The organism is Thermococcus sp. 5-4 (genome assembly GCF_002197185.1).
GTDB classification, from domain to species: domain Archaea; phylum Methanobacteriota_B; class Thermococci; order Thermococcales; family Thermococcaceae; genus Thermococcus; species Thermococcus radiotolerans.
On sequence record NZ_CP021848.1, the window covers coordinates 1,292,909 to 1,312,014 of the forward strand.

Annotated in this window: 16 protein-coding genes and 1 tRNA gene; 6 read left to right on the top strand and 11 right to left on the bottom strand. The window is 56.4% G+C overall.

What is annotated here, in order from left to right:
* Nucleotides 1-13 precede the first annotated feature (13 nt).
* From CDI07_RS07170 to gcvT, 11 genes are all read right to left on the bottom strand, one after another.
* On the bottom strand, nt 14-1,276 hold the full coding sequence (locus CDI07_RS07170) for an NAD(P)/FAD-dependent oxidoreductase (RefSeq protein WP_088180969.1): 1,263 nt from the start codon (nt 1,274-1,276) through the stop codon (nt 14-16).
* Between the two features lie 64 nt (nt 1,277-1,340).
* Nucleotides 1,341-3,299, bottom strand: a complete 1,959-nt coding sequence (gene gor / locus CDI07_RS07175) for a glyceraldehyde-3-phosphate:ferredoxin oxidoreductase (protein WP_088180970.1) — start codon at nt 3,297-3,299, stop codon at nt 1,341-1,343.
* A 119-nt stretch (nt 3,300-3,418) separates the two neighbouring features.
* Nucleotides 3,419-3,784 (bottom strand): DUF1667 domain-containing protein, encoded by a 366-nt coding sequence (locus CDI07_RS07180; protein ID WP_088180971.1) that lies wholly within the window; start codon nt 3,782-3,784, stop codon nt 3,419-3,421.
* The gene (locus CDI07_RS07185) at nt 3,777-5,027 is read right to left on the bottom strand and encodes an NAD(P)/FAD-dependent oxidoreductase (RefSeq protein ID WP_088180972.1); all 1,251 of its coding nucleotides are present in this window, start codon (nt 5,025-5,027) and stop codon (nt 3,777-3,779) included. Before CDI07_RS07185 ends, CDI07_RS07180 begins: the two co-directional genes overlap by 8 nt.
* Nucleotides 5,017-6,516 carry an NAD(P)/FAD-dependent oxidoreductase gene (locus tag CDI07_RS07190; RefSeq protein ID WP_088180973.1) on the bottom strand — a complete coding sequence of 500 codons (1,500 nt, stop codon included), beginning with the start codon at nt 6,514-6,516 and terminating at the stop codon, nt 5,017-5,019. Before CDI07_RS07190 ends, CDI07_RS07185 begins: the two co-directional genes overlap by 11 nt.
* Before the next feature lie 247 nt (nt 6,517-6,763).
* Nucleotides 6,764-8,254 (bottom strand): glycerol kinase GlpK, encoded by a 1,491-nt coding sequence (gene glpK / locus CDI07_RS07195; RefSeq protein WP_088180974.1) that lies wholly within the window; start codon nt 8,252-8,254, stop codon nt 6,764-6,766.
* Nucleotides 8,255-8,376: 122 nt separating this feature from the next.
* Nucleotides 8,377-9,504, bottom strand: a complete 1,128-nt coding sequence (fbp, locus tag CDI07_RS07200) for a fructose-1,6-bisphosphate aldolase/phosphatase (protein ID WP_088180975.1) — start codon at nt 9,502-9,504, stop codon at nt 8,377-8,379.
* A 108-nt stretch (nt 9,505-9,612) separates the two neighbouring features.
* Nucleotides 9,613-9,849 carry a hypothetical protein gene (locus tag CDI07_RS07205; RefSeq protein WP_088180976.1) on the bottom strand — a complete coding sequence of 79 codons (237 nt, stop codon included), beginning with the start codon at nt 9,847-9,849 and terminating at the stop codon, nt 9,613-9,615.
* 619 nt (nt 9,850-10,468) lie between these two features.
* Nucleotides 10,469-10,609 (bottom strand) — tRNA-Trp (locus tag CDI07_RS10135).
* A gap of 39 nt (nt 10,610-10,648) precedes the next feature.
* Nucleotides 10,649-11,476, bottom strand: coding sequence for a DMT family transporter (locus tag CDI07_RS07210; protein WP_088180977.1), 828 nt, complete (start codon nt 11,474-11,476; stop codon nt 10,649-10,651).
* Between the two features lie 31 nt (nt 11,477-11,507).
* Nucleotides 11,508-12,704 carry a glycine cleavage system aminomethyltransferase GcvT gene (gene gcvT, locus CDI07_RS07215; protein WP_088180978.1) on the bottom strand — a complete coding sequence of 399 codons (1,197 nt, stop codon included), beginning with the start codon at nt 12,702-12,704 and terminating at the stop codon, nt 11,508-11,510.
* Nucleotides 12,705-12,952: 248 nt separating this feature from the next.
* Between gcvT and CDI07_RS07220 the strand changes: the two genes are divergently transcribed.
* Genes CDI07_RS07220 through CDI07_RS07245 form a run of 6 tightly spaced genes read left to right on the top strand, consistent with a single transcriptional unit; the run spans nt 12,953 to nt 19,098 of the window.
* Nucleotides 12,953-14,569: an ABC transporter substrate-binding protein gene (locus tag CDI07_RS07220; RefSeq protein ID WP_226996556.1), complete on the top strand. Its 1,617-nt coding sequence runs from the start codon at nt 12,953-12,955 to the stop codon at nt 14,567-14,569.
* Between the two features lie 42 nt (nt 14,570-14,611).
* The gene (locus tag CDI07_RS07225; RefSeq protein WP_088180979.1) at nt 14,612-15,631 is read left to right on the top strand and encodes an ABC transporter permease; all 1,020 of its coding nucleotides are present in this window, start codon (nt 14,612-14,614) and stop codon (nt 15,629-15,631) included.
* Between the two features lie 9 nt (nt 15,632-15,640).
* On the top strand, nt 15,641-16,495 hold the full coding sequence (gene nikC / locus CDI07_RS07230) for a nickel transporter permease (RefSeq protein WP_088180980.1): 855 nt from the start codon (nt 15,641-15,643) through the stop codon (nt 16,493-16,495).
* Nucleotides 16,492-17,469: an ABC transporter ATP-binding protein gene (locus CDI07_RS07235; RefSeq protein ID WP_088180981.1), complete on the top strand. Its 978-nt coding sequence runs from the start codon at nt 16,492-16,494 to the stop codon at nt 17,467-17,469. Before nikC ends, CDI07_RS07235 begins: the two co-directional genes overlap by 4 nt.
* Nucleotides 17,456-18,412: an ABC transporter ATP-binding protein gene (locus CDI07_RS07240; RefSeq protein WP_145954988.1), complete on the top strand. Its 957-nt coding sequence runs from the start codon at nt 17,456-17,458 to the stop codon at nt 18,410-18,412. Before CDI07_RS07235 ends, CDI07_RS07240 begins: the two co-directional genes overlap by 14 nt.
* Nucleotides 18,412-19,098: an aspartate/glutamate racemase family protein gene (locus CDI07_RS07245; RefSeq protein ID WP_088180983.1), complete on the top strand. Its 687-nt coding sequence runs from the start codon at nt 18,412-18,414 to the stop codon at nt 19,096-19,098. Before CDI07_RS07240 ends, CDI07_RS07245 begins: the two co-directional genes overlap by 1 nt.
* Nucleotides 19,099-19,106: the final 8 nt, after the last annotated feature.

The window sequence follows — 19,106 nt, forward strand, 5'->3', positions numbered from 1 at the left end:
GGGATGTGGAAATTCAGAGGTACCACTCTGAAAAGTTCCCCAGGCCGAGCCTCTCGAGCGTCCTCATGACCCCCAGGGCTATGCCCTCAACCTCTATCCCTCCGGGCGGCTTGTAGGCGTCGCCGACGATGTAAACATCGCCTATCGGGAAGTCCTCAACGGTCTGGCCGCTTGCCACTCTATTCACAGGATTTCCATCGAGGTAGGTCTGGACGAGCAGAATCTCGCCCTCTTCATCGAGGTTCGGGAAGATGCGGTAGATGTCATCTATCCCCTTTCTCTGCTCGGCCTTGACGTTTCTGCTCTGGAGTGCGTGGTGGAGCATGATAAGTGTGTAGCCTTCCTTGGCGAGCTCAGGGCTCAGCGATGACGGCTCGTTGTAGCCGTTTATCCTCTCGGTGTCGAGGGTGAAGACGACGGTGTTGCCTATCCTCGGCCCACCCTTCAGTGCCACGTTGTACTTTATGCCCTCGCTCGGCTTCAGTGAATCAACCCGCTTGAGGTACTCGCGGTCGAAGTTCTCCCTACCTATCAGCTCGACGGTCTCCTTTATCCCAACGTTGGAAACCAGCACGTCGTATTGAAGCTCGTCGCCGTCGGAGGTTACGACCTTCTTGGCATCGGCGTCGATTTCAATGGCCCTCTTCCTCGTGATTATCCTTCCGCCGTTACCGAGGATTATTGAGCTCAACGCGTCGGGAATCGACTTGCAACCACCTTTCACCAGGCCCGGCCCACCCCATTTCAGCGCCGCCTTTATCTCCCTCGCCAGCTCTCCGGCAGGAACGTCCAAGACGCTGTCGGCCCAGCCTAGGAAGCTTTTGATGAAGAGGTCAACGAACTCGTTGTCGCCTATCCTTTCCCTTATCCACTCGCGACCGCTCATCTCGGCCTCTTCACCGGTCGGCAGTTTGTTCCGCTTTATATCCGCGAGCAGCTTCATGGCCCTGGCCTTCTCACGGAAACTTAGATACCTCCATCCCTCCTTGTAGGGGAAGGTTCTGCCATCGTAGAACATCACTCCCTTTGGATTTGAGTTCACGATTTGAACGTCCGCGTTGAGGAGCTTGAGGAGGTGAGCCAGAGGCCCGTCCTCGCCGTGGGGGAGCATATGAAAGGCGCCCGTCGATAGGCCGAAGCCCCTGTACTCCAGATTCGTGAAGCGGCCGCCGATGTAGGGCGATTTTTCGATGACGGTGACATCGTAACCGTTTTTGGCCAGGAACGAGGCCGTCAGAAGGCCGCCGATTCCGGAGCCTATTACAACTGCCCTCATTTTTCTCACCTGAAAACCTGAGGAAAGAGGAGAATATAAGGGTTGTTCCTAAAAGGAAGAAAACTCAGAGCCTCCAATCCACACCGAGGGCCTCGCTGTAGGCGTCGAGAACCCTTTCGAGGTACTCCTTGGCGGTGCCTACCTTGTCAACCCTGAACCTCTCGGCCCAGCGCTCGTTGCCGAACTCCTCGCTTCCCGCTGAAACGAGGTCTATAACGCGCATCGAGTCCCAGAAGGATGGGGTGTAGCCGGCCTTCCTCGCGTACTCTATGAGCCTCTTGAGCTGCTTCCTGGCGTGCTCTTCCATGTCGACGTTTTCCCCGTAGGCGTCCATGAAGAGGGCTTTAAGGACGGGCTTCATCCATCCCCTGTGGAAGCGGCACCAGCCGACGTTGTCGTACCAGAACTCCCAGAGGGCGCTGGCTATGATCTTGCCTGCCAGCTCCTCCGGCTCGAGGAAGACGCCGAACTGGTAGAACGTCCAGTAACGACCCTGAATCGGGAGCGGTATGTAGTTGCCTATGGCCCAGTACATCGTCGGCGTCATCTCACCGTTCTCGCCGAGCGGGACGAAGACGCCGTAGTCCTTGAAGCTCTCGCCGTACTTCAGCCTGTCCTTGAACCTCTCGTCAAAGATCACGCTCGCCTTCCTCTTGCCGAGGCCGATTATCCTGGCTATCTCGTTCTCGGAGAAGGCCACGAGGTGGGCCAGCTCCGCCACAAGCTTGGCGTTGACCTCGCTCGCCTCGACCGGTCTCTCGAGGAGTGCCTCCTTCGTGAACTCCGGCTTTCCGCTGAGGCCAACCTCCTCAGGCTTGAGCAGACCGCGGTGGACGAGCTCAAGGACCCAGGCGGCGGTTCCACCAAACTCTATCGCGTCGAAGCCCATAGCATCGACGGCATGAACGCTTATGTCGCTGGCGCGGAGGCTTATGCTTCCGCTGAGCGGTCCGTTGGCCTCGTAGGGCTCGTACTCGACGTGATGGCCGTTGCGGTACTTCTTGCAGACGACCGGACAGGGCTCGCCACAGGTCGTCCAGTTCTTGGGCTTTATTGCTTCCTCGTTGAAGGGCTCCCAGTAGTGCTTCATTATGTTCTCGTGGATTTTTATGCGCTCCTCCTTCGGAATGTAGGGCATCTGCCAGTTGAGTATCGGAACGAAGTCACCCTCGGCCGGGTAGTTGCCGCCGAAGGTTCCACCGGTGTTGAGCTTAGGGTTGAAGCGGTACTTGGTGGTCTTCTCGCTTATTATCTCGTTGTAGGGCTTCTTGTGAACGCCCTCAACAATCGCCTTGGAAGTCCTGAAGTTGCCGATGTCCTCACCGGGGAAGGGCCTCTTCCTTGCCTTTCCACCGAAGATTATTCCGACGACGTTGTGGGCACGGAGGAGAACGCTTCCGGAGCCTCCGCGGGCGGCCCAGTCCTCGCTACCTACAAGCCTCTCTCCCTTCCGCAGAGCCTGGGAGAATATTGCGCCGTAGTTGGTGTTCAGAGCGGCGGGCCCTACAACGGCTATGCGGTACTCGAAATCGAAGTTCTTTCCGAATGTGTCCAGCAGGTACTGGGTGAGGGCATAGACCCCCTCCTCGCCCTTGTAGCCCCTCCATATCTCAACGACCTTCTCGAGGTCTATCGCGTGGAGTTCTACCCTCACGCTCTCTCCATCGTTGTAGAGCAGAACGACGACGGGCTTCTCTGCCTTGCCCTCGAAGGTCACGAAGTCAACGCCGACGTTCTTGAATGCATATGCCGCTCCGCCCATCGCGGAGGGAAACAGCGTTCCGTAGAGCGGTGAGCGGAAGAAGAACATGAGCCTGTGGGCCCCGGGCAGGGTTGAACCCGAGAAGGGCCCCATCCCCATGACCACGACGTTCTTCGGGTCGTAGGGTTCGAGGTCGTATGTCTCGAGACTCTCATGAACCTCTATGCCGTAGTCCAATACCCCATAGATTCCACCTTTTTCCATCTCCTCGCTTTCAACTTTTCCTTCGTCCAGGTTGATCCTGAGAACCGTGAACCTCATATCCCTCACCCCGTATCACTCCCAGTGTTATTTACAATCAATGTATTTAAGAGTTTTGAGAGTTGCGCTACGTCCTGCCCTTAAAAAATAAAGTGGTGGTTTCTTGGAGGCTTTCCTTGCTAGGCCTCCCTCGTGGCCACTATGTTCGCCCCGGTTCCGAGGACGTTCTCCACGATGACCTGTCCCACGCGAACCGGTGCCTCGACCTCAACCTCCGCGAGCTCCCTCATGATCTTCGGTATAAGCTCCCTGGGAACCGGCCTGTCGCTCTTAACGGCCACCGTTGGGAAGGTTCCACCCTTCACCTTCACGACGCTCATGACCACGCGCTTCGGCTCTCTTATCTCCTGAATCGCGTACTCCTCGCCCCTCGGGCAGGTGAAGCCTTTGACGCCGGTTATCCTGTCTCCCTCCATGGTAACTTCCACCGTACAGCCCAGGGGACAGACGATGCAGGTCAGCCTGAACTTCTTGACTTTACTCATCCCGAACGACCTCCATCGTGATTCTTCCCTTCGCCCGGGCTATCTCCTCCCCCTTCAGCTTCACCCTTATCATCTCGGAGGGTCTCACGAGGGGCAGCCGTATCTCCTTTCCGATCTCCGGGAAGCGAAGCTTGACGTTCTCCTCCGGCTCTGCAACCCTCGCGTAGATTGTGACGTCCTTGGTGTCAGCGAGGTAGTGTGGCACGGCGAGCCTGATGTTCCTTCCCTTAACGAGCTTCCTCCATTTGAGCGCCGGCAGGCCACCGTTTTTGACAAACTCGTACGCCCCTTCGGCGGCCTCTTCTCCCTGCTCGACGACGTAGTCAACGAGGTCGTTGATGACGAGGGCGTTCCCTGCGACGAAGATTCCCGGAACGCTGGTTTCGAGGTAGCTGTTGACGACCGGTCCCCTGGTGGCGGGGTCTATCTCCACCCCGGCCTTCTCTATGACCTTGAGATACGGGACAAGACCGGCTGCCAGAACGACGGTGTCGCACTCTATGCTCTCCTCGGTTCCTGGAATGGGCCGGAGGTTCTCGTCAACCTTCGTCACGATGACCCTCTCGACCCTCTTCTTTCCTTCAACCCTCGTTACGGCGTGGCTCAGGTAGAGGGGGATTCCGAAGTCCTCTAAGCATTGGACGACGTTTCTGGTTAGTCCGCCGGGATAGGGCATGAGTTCTATGACCGCCTTGACGTGAGCACCCTCGAGGGTGAACCTTCTTGCCATTATGAGTCCAACGTCTCCTGAACCGACTATGACTATCTCCTTTCCGGGCATTACCCCGTAGATGTCCATCATGGTCTGGGCTTCCCCGGCGGTGTATATCCCGGCAACCCTGTGACCGGTTATGCCTATCTCAAACATGTGCCTCTCCCTGGCGCCGGCAGCGTAGATGACGGTCTTTGCTCTGACCTCGAAGAGCCCTTTATCCGTCACTACCCTGAGAATCTTGTGCCTGTAGGAGTAGGGCACCACCTCAAGAACGTGGGCGTTCGTGTAGTACTCCACATTCATCTCGCGGAACCTCTCGAGTATGCGGTGTATGAACTCCGTTCCGGTCAGGTCTTCCTTGAAATAGTGGAGCCCGAAGCCCGGGTGCACGCACTGCATCGGAATGCCGCCGAGGAATTCCCTGTTCTCGATGAGGAGGACGCTCATCCCCAGTTCTTTCGCCTTTATCGCGGCGGCCAGACCTGCAGGCCCGCCACCGATGACAACAACATCGTACTCACTCCTCATCCTTCTCCCCCCTCAGGAGAACCTTTATGTCACCGATGCCGTACTCCGTGCCCTCCCCCTTGATGCTGACCTTCCACAGTGGGACTCCGGTTTCCCTGGCTATGATGTTGGCTATCCTCACCCTGCAGTACGAGCCCTGGCAGGTCCCTGACATGACGCCGCTCCTCAGCTTGACGCCGTCGAGGGTGATGGTCTTAACACCCATCCGCTTCATGCGGTGTATTATGTCCACTATGTCACCCTCGGTTATCGTGCGGCACATGCAGATGACCCTTCCGTAGGCGGAGTTCCTCTTTATCAGCTCCGCCTGTTTCTCTCTCGGCAGGGCCTTGAACCAGAAGGCGTTTCTGTATGGGTTCCAGTGGGACTTTTTGGTCAGCTTTACGTCCAGTTTGCCCTGAATCAACTCTCCAACAACGTAGTGCGCTATTGCGGGCGCGGCGGTGAGTCCGGGCGACCTTATTCCTGCAACGTTTATGAAGCCCCAGGGGTCGTCGTAGGCCTCTATTATCCACCTGCCGTCCGGTGGTTCTGGTCTCAGGCCCGCGAAGGTTCTTATGACCTTGCTCTTGGGCGGCAGTCCCTTAACCAGCTTCTTCGCCATCTCCCAGACGAACTCCAGTCCCTCCTTGGTCGTCGAGGTGTCGTCCTTTGCATCCTCCGGCAGGTCCTCGGCGGTGGGCCCTATCATCACCCCATCGTTCATCTCGGTGATGACGTAGACGCCCTTCGTCGTGGGAGTGGGCGTCTGGTGGACTATCCTCCTGACCTTCGGCCCGGCATCATCGTCGAAGATGTAGTACTCGCCCTTCCGTGGGCGTATTGTGAAGTAGTCTATGCCAGCCATGGCTGAGATTCTGTCCGCGTAGAGACCCGCAGCGTTTATCACGATGTCCGCTTCGATGAATCCCTGGTTCGTTTCAACGCCCTTTACCTCACCGTTCTCCACCTTTATTCCACGCACTTCGGTCTCCGGGTGAAACCTGACCCCGTTGTCAACGGCGTTCTCGGTGAGTGCCACCGCTGCCATTGGGGAGGACATAACTCCAGCGGTCGGGGCCCACAGCGCTCCGGCGGCATTTGGATTGACGTTGGGCTCAAGCCTCAGAAGCTCCTCCCGGTCAACGAGCCTGACACCCGGAACGCCATTTTTCTGTGCAAGCTCTAGGTAGTACTCGGCAACCTTCATGTCCTCCTCTTCGAGGGCGACCATGAGCTCGCCCGGCCATTTCGCGGGAATTCTCAGCTCCCTTGTCCACTGGTACCAGAGCCTGTTCCCCTCGACGCAGAGCTTAGCCCTCAGCGGGTGCTTTCCGGGGTCGTCCTCGTGTCCTGGATGGATTATGCCCGTGTTGGCCTTGCTGACGCCCATCCCCGCGTCAACGTTCCTCTCGATTAGATGAACCTCAAGTCCCTCGTACTGGCTGAGAACGCGCGCTATCGACGCCCCAACGACGCCGGCACCGATTATTGCGATCCGTGTCTTCATTCTTTCTCCCTCCCAACTGACTTAAGAAAGGGTCTTTCTCGTTTTAAAGCTTTCTTAAACCTCAAGTTCCTGCCAGCGGCGCGTAGAGAACATATCTGAGCATAAGGAGGTAGCACATTGGTGAACATTGGGGCAATGGACTGAAGTGTCCTTTCCATGTTCTCGACGGCTCGGTAAAACAGTCTTCCCCCACTTCATGCAAGCTTCATGAGAAATGGTAAAAGTTAAGGGACGGGCGGTTATCCCGTCAGGTTCCGGTAACCTTCGCCCATCCCAGCGCCCTCTTAACGGCCTCCCTCCAGCCGCGGTAGAGCCTTTCCCGGGTCTCCGCGTCCATCTTCGGTTCGAAGATCCTCTCGGCCTTCCAGAGCTCCCTGATCTCCTCCATGCCCTCCCAGTAGTCCACGGCAAGGCCGGCTAAATAGGCCGCTCCGAGGGCAGTGGTTTCCTTAACGACGGGCCTTATGACGGGTTTTCCAAGTATGTTTGCTTGGAACTCCATGAGGAAGTCGTTCGCCGTCGCTCCCCCGTCAACGCGCAGTTCCTTTATGCCAACGAGTCTCTCCATCTCCTCGATCACGTCCCGGGTCAGGTAGGCTATCGCCTCCAGAGTCGCCCTCGCCAGGTGTTCCCTTCCGGTTCCGCGCGTTATGCCGATTATCAAACCCCTGGCGAACTGGTCCCAGTAGGGCGCCCCGAGGCCTACAAAGGCCGGGACGAAGTAAACACCCTCGTTGCTTTCGAGCTTCCTTGCGAGTTCTTCGGTCTCCCCGGCGCTCTTTATGATTCTTATTCCATCGCGGAGCCACTGCACGGCCGCTCCGGTTATGAAGACGCTTCCCTCAAGGGCGTAGGTGACCTTTCCGTTGAGGCCCCATGCTATCGTGGTGAGGAGGTTATCGGAATAGCGGACGGTTTTGCCGGTGTTTGCCAGGATGAAGTTCCCGGTTCCGTAGGTGGCCTTCACCATTCCAGCTTCAAACGCGGCCTGCCCGAACAGGGCCGCCTGCTGATCGCCGGCGTCTCCGCTCACGGGTATCTCTGACCCTAGGAGTTCCCTCTTTGTGTAGCCGTATACCTCGCTCGACTCTCGGACCTCGGGGAGAATCCCTTCTGGAATCTCGAAGATTTCCAGCAGCTCGTCGTCCCAGTCGAGCCTCTTGATGTTGAAGAGCATCGTCCTGGAAGCGTTGGAGTAGTCGGTCACGTGCTCCCCTGTGAGGCTGTAGATGAGGAAGGTATCCACGGTCCCGAAGAGAACCTCTCCCCTCTCGGCCTTTTCCCTGAGCCCCGGAACGTTGTCGAGGAGCCACTTAAGCTTGCTGGCCGAGAAGTATGCATCTGGAACCAAGCCGGTCTTCTCCTTGATTACATCCCCGTATTCCCTCTTTATCTCCTCCACCATCTCGGCGGTTCTCCTGCACTGCCATACGATGGCGTTGTAGACCGGCCTTCCGGTTTCCCTGTCCCACACTATAGTCGTTTCCCTCTGGTTGGTGATGCCTATTGCCGCTATCTGTTCCGGCCCGATTCCTGCCCTCTCAAGGGCCGTTCGGATCGCCCTTATCTGGGCCTCCCATATCTCATCCGGCCTGTGCTCGACCCAGCCGGGCCTGGGGTAGTGCTGCGGGAACTCGTACTGCCCGATGCCTCGAACGTTGCTTTCCCTGTCGAAGACTATCGCCCTGGCGCTCGTGGTTCCCTCGTCGAGGGAGAGAATGAACTTATCCTCGCCCATTTCAACCACCGATGTACATTGCTATCCTCCCTGGCTGGAGGGTGTATATTGACGGCTATGGTGCTCACGGGTTATAAGATTTTACGGGGAGAAGAGTGGAGGCAAGGAAAGGAAAAGGGAGATCACTCGACGGGCTCGAACCTGTCCTTGAGCTTCTCCAGAATTCCCGGAAGAGTTGTGTACTCCATGTCCTCCATCGGGAGCCTGTGGGGCTCGAACGGACCGTGCCTGCGCATGTACTCGGCGATCTCGACGGCCTTCTGCCTGGCGCCGTCGAAGGCCGGGTCGTCGAAGAGGTCAACCGGGCCAACGAGCTTTCCTTCTGGGCTTATCTGCCAGCCGAGGGCAACAACCCTTGGAGGACCGTCGAACCTGGTCGGGTTGGCCTGGTGCATTGGAACCGGCATTACCGGACCGTTGTGGGAACCCCTCATCCAGCCGCTGACCAGGTGCGGGAAGGCGAAGGGCTCGAGAACCTCACCGAGCGCAGGTAGTCCGCTCTGGGCTCTGACGATAGCTACCGGGTCGTCCTTTCCAACGTACTCTCCGGCTATCTCGTAGAGCTTCTCCGTGCTGATGACGGCGACCGGCTCGTCCTTGGCTATCTTGTGGCCCTCCTTCGGGAAGACGCGCTTGATGACGTAGCGGCTCTTGGCTCCGATGAGGGCGAGGAGGTCGTAGACTTCCTCCGGGGTGTTAAGGATCACGCGCTTGTGCTCCTTTATGTCCCAGACCTCAAAGCGGAAGCCCATGTGCATGTTAGGGTCAATGACAAGGCCGGCCGTGTTGAACGGGTCGGCGAACATCCTGAATATCGGCAGGTTGAAGGCTCCAGGCTCGGTCTTGTCCATGTGGAAGGTGACTATCGGTTCACTCTTCCTCAGGGTGATCTCCATCTCCGCAACTCCCGGCCCCATTCCGCGAACGTTGCCGCTGAAGGCGTCCTTTAGGAGGTCCTGCCCGGCTCCGTAGAGGCCGAGCTCCTTGGCGACCTTGGTGGCCTCCTCAAAGGTCCTCCATGCGAGGCCGTGTATCTCGGAGCTGTCGACGCCCTTCTTGTGAGTCATGATGAGCTGCAGGTCATCGCCACAGGTGGCGACGTAGAAGTCTATTATGGTGCCCTCCTCCTGGGCCTTGGCAAGAACCTCCTCGGCGGTCTCGACGAGCTGGGGGTGAACCCTTGAATGGCCCGGCCAGCCGCCGATGTCTGCCTTTATAACGCTGATCGTTATCTTCTCTCCAACTGCCATGGCAATCACCTCGATGGCTTTTAAGCACTTTTATGCTTATAAAACGTTAATATCACCGCCGATGATACCAGACGGGCGGCAAATTCTCCACAGAAATGGAAAGGGGATTCATTCGCAGATGTCGGTCCAGCCGAACTCCTCTTTGGCGACCTTTATGAGGTTCTTGAGTTCCTCCTTTTTGATGTTGACGCTTGAGCTTGCACCGACTAGGGCGATGATGCCGTGAACCTCCTCCTGAACCTGAATCACGTCGTCGCTGACCTTGACCACGCGGAGCTCCCTCTTGGCGGTCTCCCCCTCCCCTATGTAAAACTTGTCGTGGCCTATCTTTATGGGCTCCTCCATGGTATCACCTCGTAAACTTTTTGTAAGTCAAAGTTAATAAAACTTCCGCCGGCGCTGAAACTTTGCCCACAGCCTTTAAGAAAGGCTGGCGAAAGAAGTGTTTTTCTTGCCAAGATGGCAAAAATCAGTCGTGCACTAACAAAGTATCAGGATTAAAGAGGTTCACCTCACAAATAAGGCCTTTCAAGCAGTTCTACTTTGTTTTTGGCATCCGAAGGACGCCATTCGGAGAGTGAACCCCTCTCTAAACAAGCACACTCAAAACTGCATACAATTTTCCGTCAACGCTGAAGCTTTTGGAAAAAGCTTCACCAAAGAAACTTTGCGTGGCAAAGTTTCATCAAAGGTTATGATTCCTCTTTGAAGTGGCCTCTTGAGAGTGTTTGCGTCTCTAGAGGTCTTTTGGAGCTTTGAAATTCTATGATTCGCGAGCCTTTGTTGTGGGTTTACTTTTTTCTCACGCTCCGAAGGAGCGCTTTTTAGAAAAGCCCTCATTTTATGGCCTCTTTGAAGTGAATTTCCTCACTAAAAACCCCTTTAAAAAGGCAAACCCTCTCAAAGAAGCACCTTAGAAGAGAATCACGAACCTTGGTCAAACTTCGCGCAGGCGAAGTTTGAATGGTGGGGGCGCGGGGATTTGAACCCCGGTCCGCGGGTTTCTCCGGGTCAGAGCTCCAAAGGCTCATCCCCAAATCAGCAAACCCGCAAGTCCTCATACCTCTGGAGCCCGCGATGATGGACCAGGCTACACCACGCCCCCATCCGGCTTAACCTACCCAAGCCGAGTTTATAAGTTTTGCTATCTCTTCCCGATGATGATGCCGCCCACTATCATCGCCAGCCCGATCACCGTTGCCGGGGCTATGCTCTCCCCGACGACGACCGAGATGAAGAACAGGCTGAGGAACGGCACCAGGTAGGCCAGGTTGGATGCGAATGCCATGTCCCCCTCAACGGCCCGGTACCAGAGGAGGAACGTGACCCCCATCTCGAACAGGCCGACGTAGACTGCGCCGGCCAGGCCTTCCACTGGGGGGACGGTGAACCTACCCATCACGACCACAACGATGGAGACGTAGACGAAGCCAAAGAGGAAGTTCCAGAACATCTTTTCGACGAGGGGCCTCTCGTCGCGCAGATTGAGAAGCCAGTAGCTTGCCCAGATGAGTGCACTCCCCAGGCCAAGGGCAACACCGAGTGGATCGGTGAAGCTCAGGCCCATAACGTCTCCCTTCGTCGCGACAACGATGGCCCCGAAGAAGCCGAGGAACAGTCCGAATACGGTTCTTGCCCCGGGCCTCTTTCCCAGGAGAGGAATCGAGAGGAGAACTAGGGCCAGGGGCCAGGTGTAGTTGAGCGCCTGCGCCTCTTGGGCCGGCAGGCGGTCATAGGCCGAGAAGAGCACTGTGTAGTACAGCAGGGGGTTTATCAGGCCGAGGTATGCCGAGCGGAGGTTCTCCTTCCGGGGGGAGAATTCCCTCGCGTAGAGGAGGCCGAAGAGTATGAGCGAGGTTAGGGACGCGTAGAACAGGAGCTGGAGCGGGCTCATGTAGCGCAGTGAAAGCTTGAAAGCGCTGGCCACCGTTGCCCACAGGAGAACGGCTCCGATCGCGTGCTTGCGGGACATGAGGAAAGATGGGGAAAAGGGAATAAAAACCTCACTCCTCCCTGAAGGCCCCGTACTTCTTGGGGTCATAGAAGGGCGGGGCAACGGTCACGGCCTTCTTGGGCTTACCCCTTATCTCTATCTCCAGCTCAACGCCGGGTTTGGCGTACTCCTCCTTCACGAAAGCTATTCCAATGCCGATTACAAGGAGCGGGGAGCTGGTTCCGCTCGTGACCTCGCCTATAACCTCGCCGTTGGCCAGAACCTTGTAGCCCTCCCTCGGGATGCCCCTGTCGATCATCTTGAAGTGCACCATCTTCCTGCCAAGGCCGCGCTCCCTCTGCTTGAGGAGTGCCTCCTTGCCTATGAACTCCTTGTCCCAGAAGAGCGCGAAGTCGAGGTTGGCCTGGAGGGGAGTAACCTCGTCGATGTCCGTGCTGAGGAGCTGGAGTTCCTTGGTCTCGTTGCCGTAGAGGGTGTAGCCGGCCTCGAGCCTGAGGGTGTCCCTGGCTCCCAATCCAGCCGGCTTTATGCCGTATTTCTTGCCGGCCTCAAGGATGGTCTTCCAGACGTGCAGGGCCTTCTCCGGCTCTCCGCGCTTGCTCTCGTCCGGGTGGTACGGGTTGGCGTCCTCGAAGTAGATCTCCCAGCCGTTCTCGCCGGTGTAACCGCTCCTTGAGAGGAGCATCTTAATTCCATCGAGCTCGACTTCCTTGGCCTGGAACCACCAGAGTTCGTTGATGTCGATGCCGAAGAGGTCCTTTGCGAGGTCCCTCGCCTTCGGGCCCTGGATTGAGAACATGACCATGTCGTAGGTCTTGTTTTCTATCTCGAGGTCGAGGTTACCGAACTTCTCGATTCCGCGCTTTATGGCGTTGAACCAGGCCTCGAGCTTCTCGAATGCATCGCTGTCGCAGACCATCATGTAGGTATCGTTCCCCATGTTGAATACGAGGGTCTCGTCCTTAACAGCCCCGCGCTCGTTGAGGACGAGGGTGTAGGTTCCGCTTATAGCGGGGGGCTTTGAGATGTCGTTGGTCGTGACGTACTGGAGGAACTCGAGGGCGTCCTTACCGCGGAAGATGAACTCTCCCATGTGGGAGACGTCGAAGATTCCAACGCCGTTTCTAACCGCCAGATGCTCCTCCTTTATGCTTGAGTACCAGATGGGCATCTCCCAGCCGGCGAACTCCTCAACCTTCTTCGCGTTTTCCTTGTGCCAGTCAAAGATGTGAACCCTCTTAACCATAGCAATCACCACTCACGAAATCCCCTCTTTAGCATATAATCCTTTTGTGTAAACCGGGTGGACATGGTGAAGAACATCTAAAAACACTAATGACAAAATTGTAACATCAATGTCCGTTAATATTGTTAACTGCATGTTTGACAAAATTGGTCACAAAGATGTGAAGATTTTGAACAGGTACAGTTAAATAATATAAAAACATTAAAACCAATGTGATAAAATCATTAACATAATCCAGGGGTGGTATTGTGAAAAAGGAACTTGCCCTGTTTATGCTGGTCATCACCGTTATGGGTGTGGTGGCCAGTGGATGCCTGAGTGGGCAGGAGAGTACTTCTACAAGCACCGCTTCCGGTGAGACCTCCACGCCGGAGAAAACAACAAACGTCGTAATCTACGGATACGGGAGCGAGATGATAACTCTCGACCCAAGCACGGAGTTTTCCAATTCCATAGTGGTTCTTGCGAACGTTTACGAGTGTCTCGTTAAGTACACCCCCAACGGGCTGGAGCCGTGGCTCGCGACTTCGTGGGAGAGCAACGAGAACGGAACCGTCTGGACCTTCCATCTGAGGAAGGGGGTTAAGTTCCACACCGGCAACACGATGACCGCGGAGGACGTTAAATGGTCCATTGAGAGAACCATTAGAATGGGCCTGGGGCCGGCGTTCATATGGGACCCCATTGACAAGATGGAAGTTGTGGATGACTACACCATAAAGTTCTACCTGAAGTATCCGGCCAACCTTCCCCTGATAGCCTCCTCGGCCTACGGTGCCTACATAATGGACAGCAGGTACCTCTCGACCGTCGGGGACGATAACGCGATAGCCGACTGGTTCAACCAGGGCCAGGACGCCGGAACGGGACCGTACACTATAGTGAAGGACAAGTACGATCCAAAGACCGAGATAGTCCTCAAGAAGTTCGACGACTACTGGGGCGGCTGGAGCGGTGACCAGTTCGATATCGCGGTGATAAAGATAGTTCCGGATGCCTCCCTGAGGGAGCAGATGGTGACGAGCGGGGAAATCCAGATAACGAGGGACCTGCCGCTCGATGACCTTCCGAAGCTCCAGGAGAACCCGAGCGTCAAGGTTGACCAGACTGCATCGTATCAGGAACTCTACGCCTTCTTCAACACCAAGAAGGAGCCTCTGAACAACAAACTTGTAAGGCAGGCTCTCAGCTACGCAGTTCCCTATAAGGACATAGTTGACTACGTCCTCCACGGCTACGGCGAGGTCGCCAAAGGCCCGATTCCGAAGGGCATGCTGGGTCACTTCGAGGACATGGACACTTACACCTACGACATCGACAAGGCGAAGCAGCTGCTGGCCCAGGCGGGGTATCCCGACGGCGGGTTCAAGCTCGTGCTGACGTACACCCAGGGCGACCAGGCGGAGGCGAAGGTTGCCGAGATAATAAAGGCCGAATGGAAGAAGCTCGGGGTTGACGTTGAGATAAGGCCCATGAACTGGGAGCAGCAGTGGGCCCTCGCAAAGAGCGACCCCTCCAAGGCCCAGGATATCCTCATGATGTACTGGTGGCCGACATACCCGACGCCATACGACTTCCTCTTCAACATGTTCCACTGCGAACCGGAAATCAACTTTAACCTCTGCTACTACTGCAACGACGAGTTCGACAAGGCCATTGACGAGGCGGCTACACTGGAGGGAATCGACCCGGACAAAGCAGCTCAGCTCTACAGGAAGGCTGAGGAGATACTGATGGAAGACGCTCCGGCGATATTCTTCTACAACCCGGATGATGTTTACGTCTACCACAAGAGCATCACCGGCTTCAAGGACAACCCAGGTTACCCGCAGGTGGTTTTCTTCTATGACCTGCACAAGGCATGACTTCTTTTTCTTTTATTCATTCGATAGGTGAGGGGAAGGGCTATGAGGTTCAGGGAGTACATCGTATACAGACTTGTGCTGGCAGTGTTTGTCATTATTGGTGTCGTAACCGTTGTGTTTTTTGTATCGAGGATAATCCCGTCCGATCCCGCGGCCCTGTGGGTCGGTGCCCATCCAACCCCGGAGGCCATTGAAAAGGCGAGGGAGCAGCTTCATCTCAACGATCCCGTGGTCAAGCAGTTTGCGTACTACCTGTGGTCTCTCCTTCACGGCGACCTTGGGGTCTCAATAAGAACCCACAACCCCGTTGCGGCGGATTTAAAATCTGCCTTTACTGCCACCTTTGAACTCATACTGGCTGCGGAGTTCATAGCGATAGTTATCGCCATTCCGCTGGGCGTTTATTCAGCCGTCAAAAAGGATTCATGGGTCGACAATTTCGGCAGGGTCTTCGCAATAAGCGGCGTTTCATTGCCCGCCTTCTGGTTTGGAATCGTGCTTCAGCTTATATTCTTCAAGCATCTTGGAATACTCCCGCTGGCCGGCAGGGTTGACACGGTGGTCATGCTGGAGCATCCACTTCACGTGATAACCGGGTTCTACCTCCTCGACTCCCTGCTGACCGGGAACATTCCAGTCTTCGTCGATGCGCTCAAGCATCTGATACTGCCCGCCTTGACCCTGGCAATGTACCCAATAGGCCTGATAACGAGGCAGGTACGCTCCATGATGATAGAAGTCCTGAACGAGAACTACATCCGCACCGCGTGGGCCTACGGCCTTCCCTCCAGGAAGATATACTTCAAGTATGCCCTGAAGAACGCCATAGCCCCGGCGCTGATAACCGTGGGCCTCTCGTTTGCCTACACCCTCGTTGGGGCCTTCCTGGTCGAGCTGATATTCAACTGGCCGGGTCTCGGCAGGTATGCGGCCTATGCAATACTGAGCATGGACTATCCAGCGGTTCTCGGTGTCACGATAATCACCGCCACGGCCTACGTGTTCATCAACCTGATAGTTGACCTCATTCAGGTCAAACTTGACCCTAGGATAAGGCTGTGAGGGAGGAAAATGAGGAAAGAAGAGACAGTTAAAATCCTTCTAAGGAACAAACTTTCCCTGATAGGTCTAGCGATAATAGCCGGCTTGATACTCATGGCGATCCTTGCCCCCGTACTCGCCCCGTACCCCGACCAGGCCCTCGGGGAGCCCAACCTGCAGGAGAGGCTGCAGCCGCCGAGCAGAACGCACCTCTTTGGAACGGACCACATGGGAAGGGACATCCTCAGCAGGGTGATATACGGTGCGAGAACGTCCCTGCTGATGGGCTTCTCTGTGGTTGCGCTGGCATTGCTCATAGGCGTGCCCCTGGGCCTGATGGCCGGCTACTTCAGCGGCAAGACCGACCTCGTGATCATGAGGATAACCGACATCTTCCTCGCCTTTCCGCCCCTGCTTCTGGCACTGCTCATAGCAACGAGCCTCGGTAGGGGAATGATGAATGCCATCGTTGCCCTCGCTATAAGCTGGTGGCCGTGGTACACGAGACTCGCCAGGGGAATGGCGATCTCCGTGAAGGAGCGGCCCTACGTTGAGGCCTCGAAGGCGATGGGAATCTCTGACTGGAAGATTATGCTGCGCCACGTTCTTCCGAACTCGCTGTCCCCGATAATAGTGCAGGCCACCATGGATATGGGCTCCGCCATCCTTGAGGCCGCGGCCCTGAGCTTTCTTGGACTCGGCGTCCAGCCGCCCACGCCGGATTGGGGTCTGATGGTCAGCGAGGGGAAGGATTACTTCCTGAACTACTGGTGGTATCCCGTCTTCCCGGGACTGGCGATATTCATCACTGTCATGGCGTTCAACCTGCTCGGGGACGCCGTGAGGGAGGTAATTGACCCCAGGCTGAGGAGGAGGTTGCTATGAGCAAGGTACTCGAAATACGCGACCTCTACATCAACTTCAGAACCATGTGGGGCGTTGCAAAGGTTCTCAACGGCGTCAGCTTTGAGATAAACGATGGCGAGATATTCGGCCTCGTCGGCGAAACCGGCTGCGGGAAGAGTGTAACCGCCCTGAGCGTGCTCCGCCTGCTCCCATCGAACGCCCAGATTTCCGGGGAAATCATCTTCAAGGGGGAGAACCTGCTGGAGAAGTCGGAGGAGGAGATGAGAAAGCTCCGGGGCAAGGAGATCTCAATAATATTCCAGGACCCCATGACTTCTCTGAACCCCCTTTTCAAGATTGGGGATCAGATGGTAGACATAATAACACTCCACGAGGGTCTGAGCAAGGAGGAGGCTCTGGAACACGCCAGGAACCTCCTAAAGTCCGTTGGACTCTCCGACCCAGAGAGGATACTCAACTCGTACCCCCACGAGCTCAGCGGCGGCATGAGGCAGAGGATAATGATAGCCATGGCCCTCTCCTCGAACCCGTCCCTTCTGATAGCGGATGAACCCACAACCGCCTTGGACGTCACGATTCAGAAGCAGATACTCAAGCTGATACTCGACCTCAGGGACAGGTACAGTTTCTCGGTTCTCCTCATCACCCACGACCTGGGAGTCGTTGCCGAAGTCTGCGACCGCGTTGGGGTGATGTACGCGGGCAACATAGTGGAGATAGCCCCGACGGAGGAGCTCTTTGAGAATCCCCTCCATCCGTACACCCAGGGACTGCTATCCGTCGTTCCGGATCCGAGGACAAAGAAGCCCCTCAAACCCCTCAGAGGCAGTGTTCCGAGCCTTTTGAACCCGCCGAGCGGATGCAGATTCCATCCGAGGTGCGATTACGCGAAGGACGTCTGCAGCAGGGTAAAGCCTGAGCTCATCGAGCGCTTCCCCGGGCACTTCGTGGCCTGCCATCTCTATGGAGGTGAGGCGGATGTTGAGGGTTGAGAACCTCAAGAAGTACTTCCCGATAACCCAGGGCTTCATTAGAAAGAAAACGACGTGGCTGAAGGCCGTTGATGGCGTTTCCTTCGAAATACACGACGGTGAGACGTTTGGACTGGTGGGTGAGAGCGGGAGCGGGAAGTCCACCACCGGAAGAACCATCCTGCGGCTCTACGAACCCACCGATGGGAAGGTGTACTTCAACGACGTCGAGGTAACGGCCCTCTCTGGGGAGGAGCTCCGGGAGCTTCGGCCCAAGATGCAGATAATATACCAGGACCCGTACTCCTCCCTCAATCCCAGGTTGACCATATTTGACATCATCGCGGAACCCCTGAGGGAGTACGGGCATGAGGACATTGAAGACACGGTAATCGGCCTCCTTGAGTCCGTCGGACTCAGCGAAGAGCATGCAAGGAAGTACCCGGATGAGATAAGCGGTGGTCAGTGCCAGCGCGTTGCCATAGCGAGGGCCCTCGCCCTGAACCCCGAGTTTCTGGTTCTCGACGAGCCTACCTCCGCGTTGGATGTCTCAGTCCAGGCCCAGGTTCTCAACCTCTTGGAGAGACTCCAGAAGGAAAGGGGACTCACGTATCTCTTCATCTCCCACGACCTCGGCGTGGTGAGGTACCTCGCCAACCGCGTCGGCGTTATGTACCTTGGAAAGCTCGTTGAGGTCGGTACCATCGAGCAGGTTTTCGACAATCCGATGCACCCCTACACGAGAATGCTGCTGAGTTCCATACCGGTGCCGGATCCAAAGGCCCGGAACATCGAGAAGGAGACTGTAATCGGGGAAATCCCCAGCCCAGTAAACCCGCCGAGTGGGTGCAGGTTCCACACGAGGTGTCCATACGCAAAGGATGTCTGCAGGCGGGAGGAGCCGAGGATGATTGAGGTGGAGAACGGCCACTTCGTAAGATGCCATTTTGCGGGTGAGCTATGATGATAGTGATTCTTGACCCGATAAGGGATGAGGGGGGCGATTTCCGGCGGGAAACGGAGGCGTATCTCTCCAGGCACTATCCGGGGGATCGCTTCAGGATAGTAACGCTGGAAGACGGGCCGGAGGAGATAGGGAACTTCACCCAGAAGACGCTGGCATGTGCTTCGATCTTGAGGCACTTGGACGAGTTCGGGGATGCGTCGGCGGTCGTCGTGAACTGCTTCGCCGACCCGTGCCTCTTTGAGCTGAGGGAGAACCTCAACGTTCCGGTTTTCGGGGCCGGGGAAACGACCCTTCACATCGCCGCCATGCTGGGCGAGTTCTCTGTGGTTGGGCCCGGCCAGAATCTGGCATCCTGGACGCGGATTCAGGCCAGGGAGTACGGTTTGCTCGACAAGCTCGTCTCGGTTAGGGGTATAGCGCTTCCCCTGGGGGGCATACTGAAAAACGAGGAGGGCCTCTACGGGGAGGCCCTGAGTGCCTGCGAAAAGGCGGTTGAGGACGGAGCCGACGTGGTGGTTCTCGGCTGCACGGGGTTCGTTAACATCGCTGATAGATTGATGGAGGAAGTCTGGGAGAGGTTCGGAGTGCCGGTTCTTGAACCTCTATTGACGACTTACGGAACCGCGCGCTCCCTGTATCCGTTCATACGTCACGGGAAACGGGGATTGTTTTCAGGAAAATGACTGGAGGT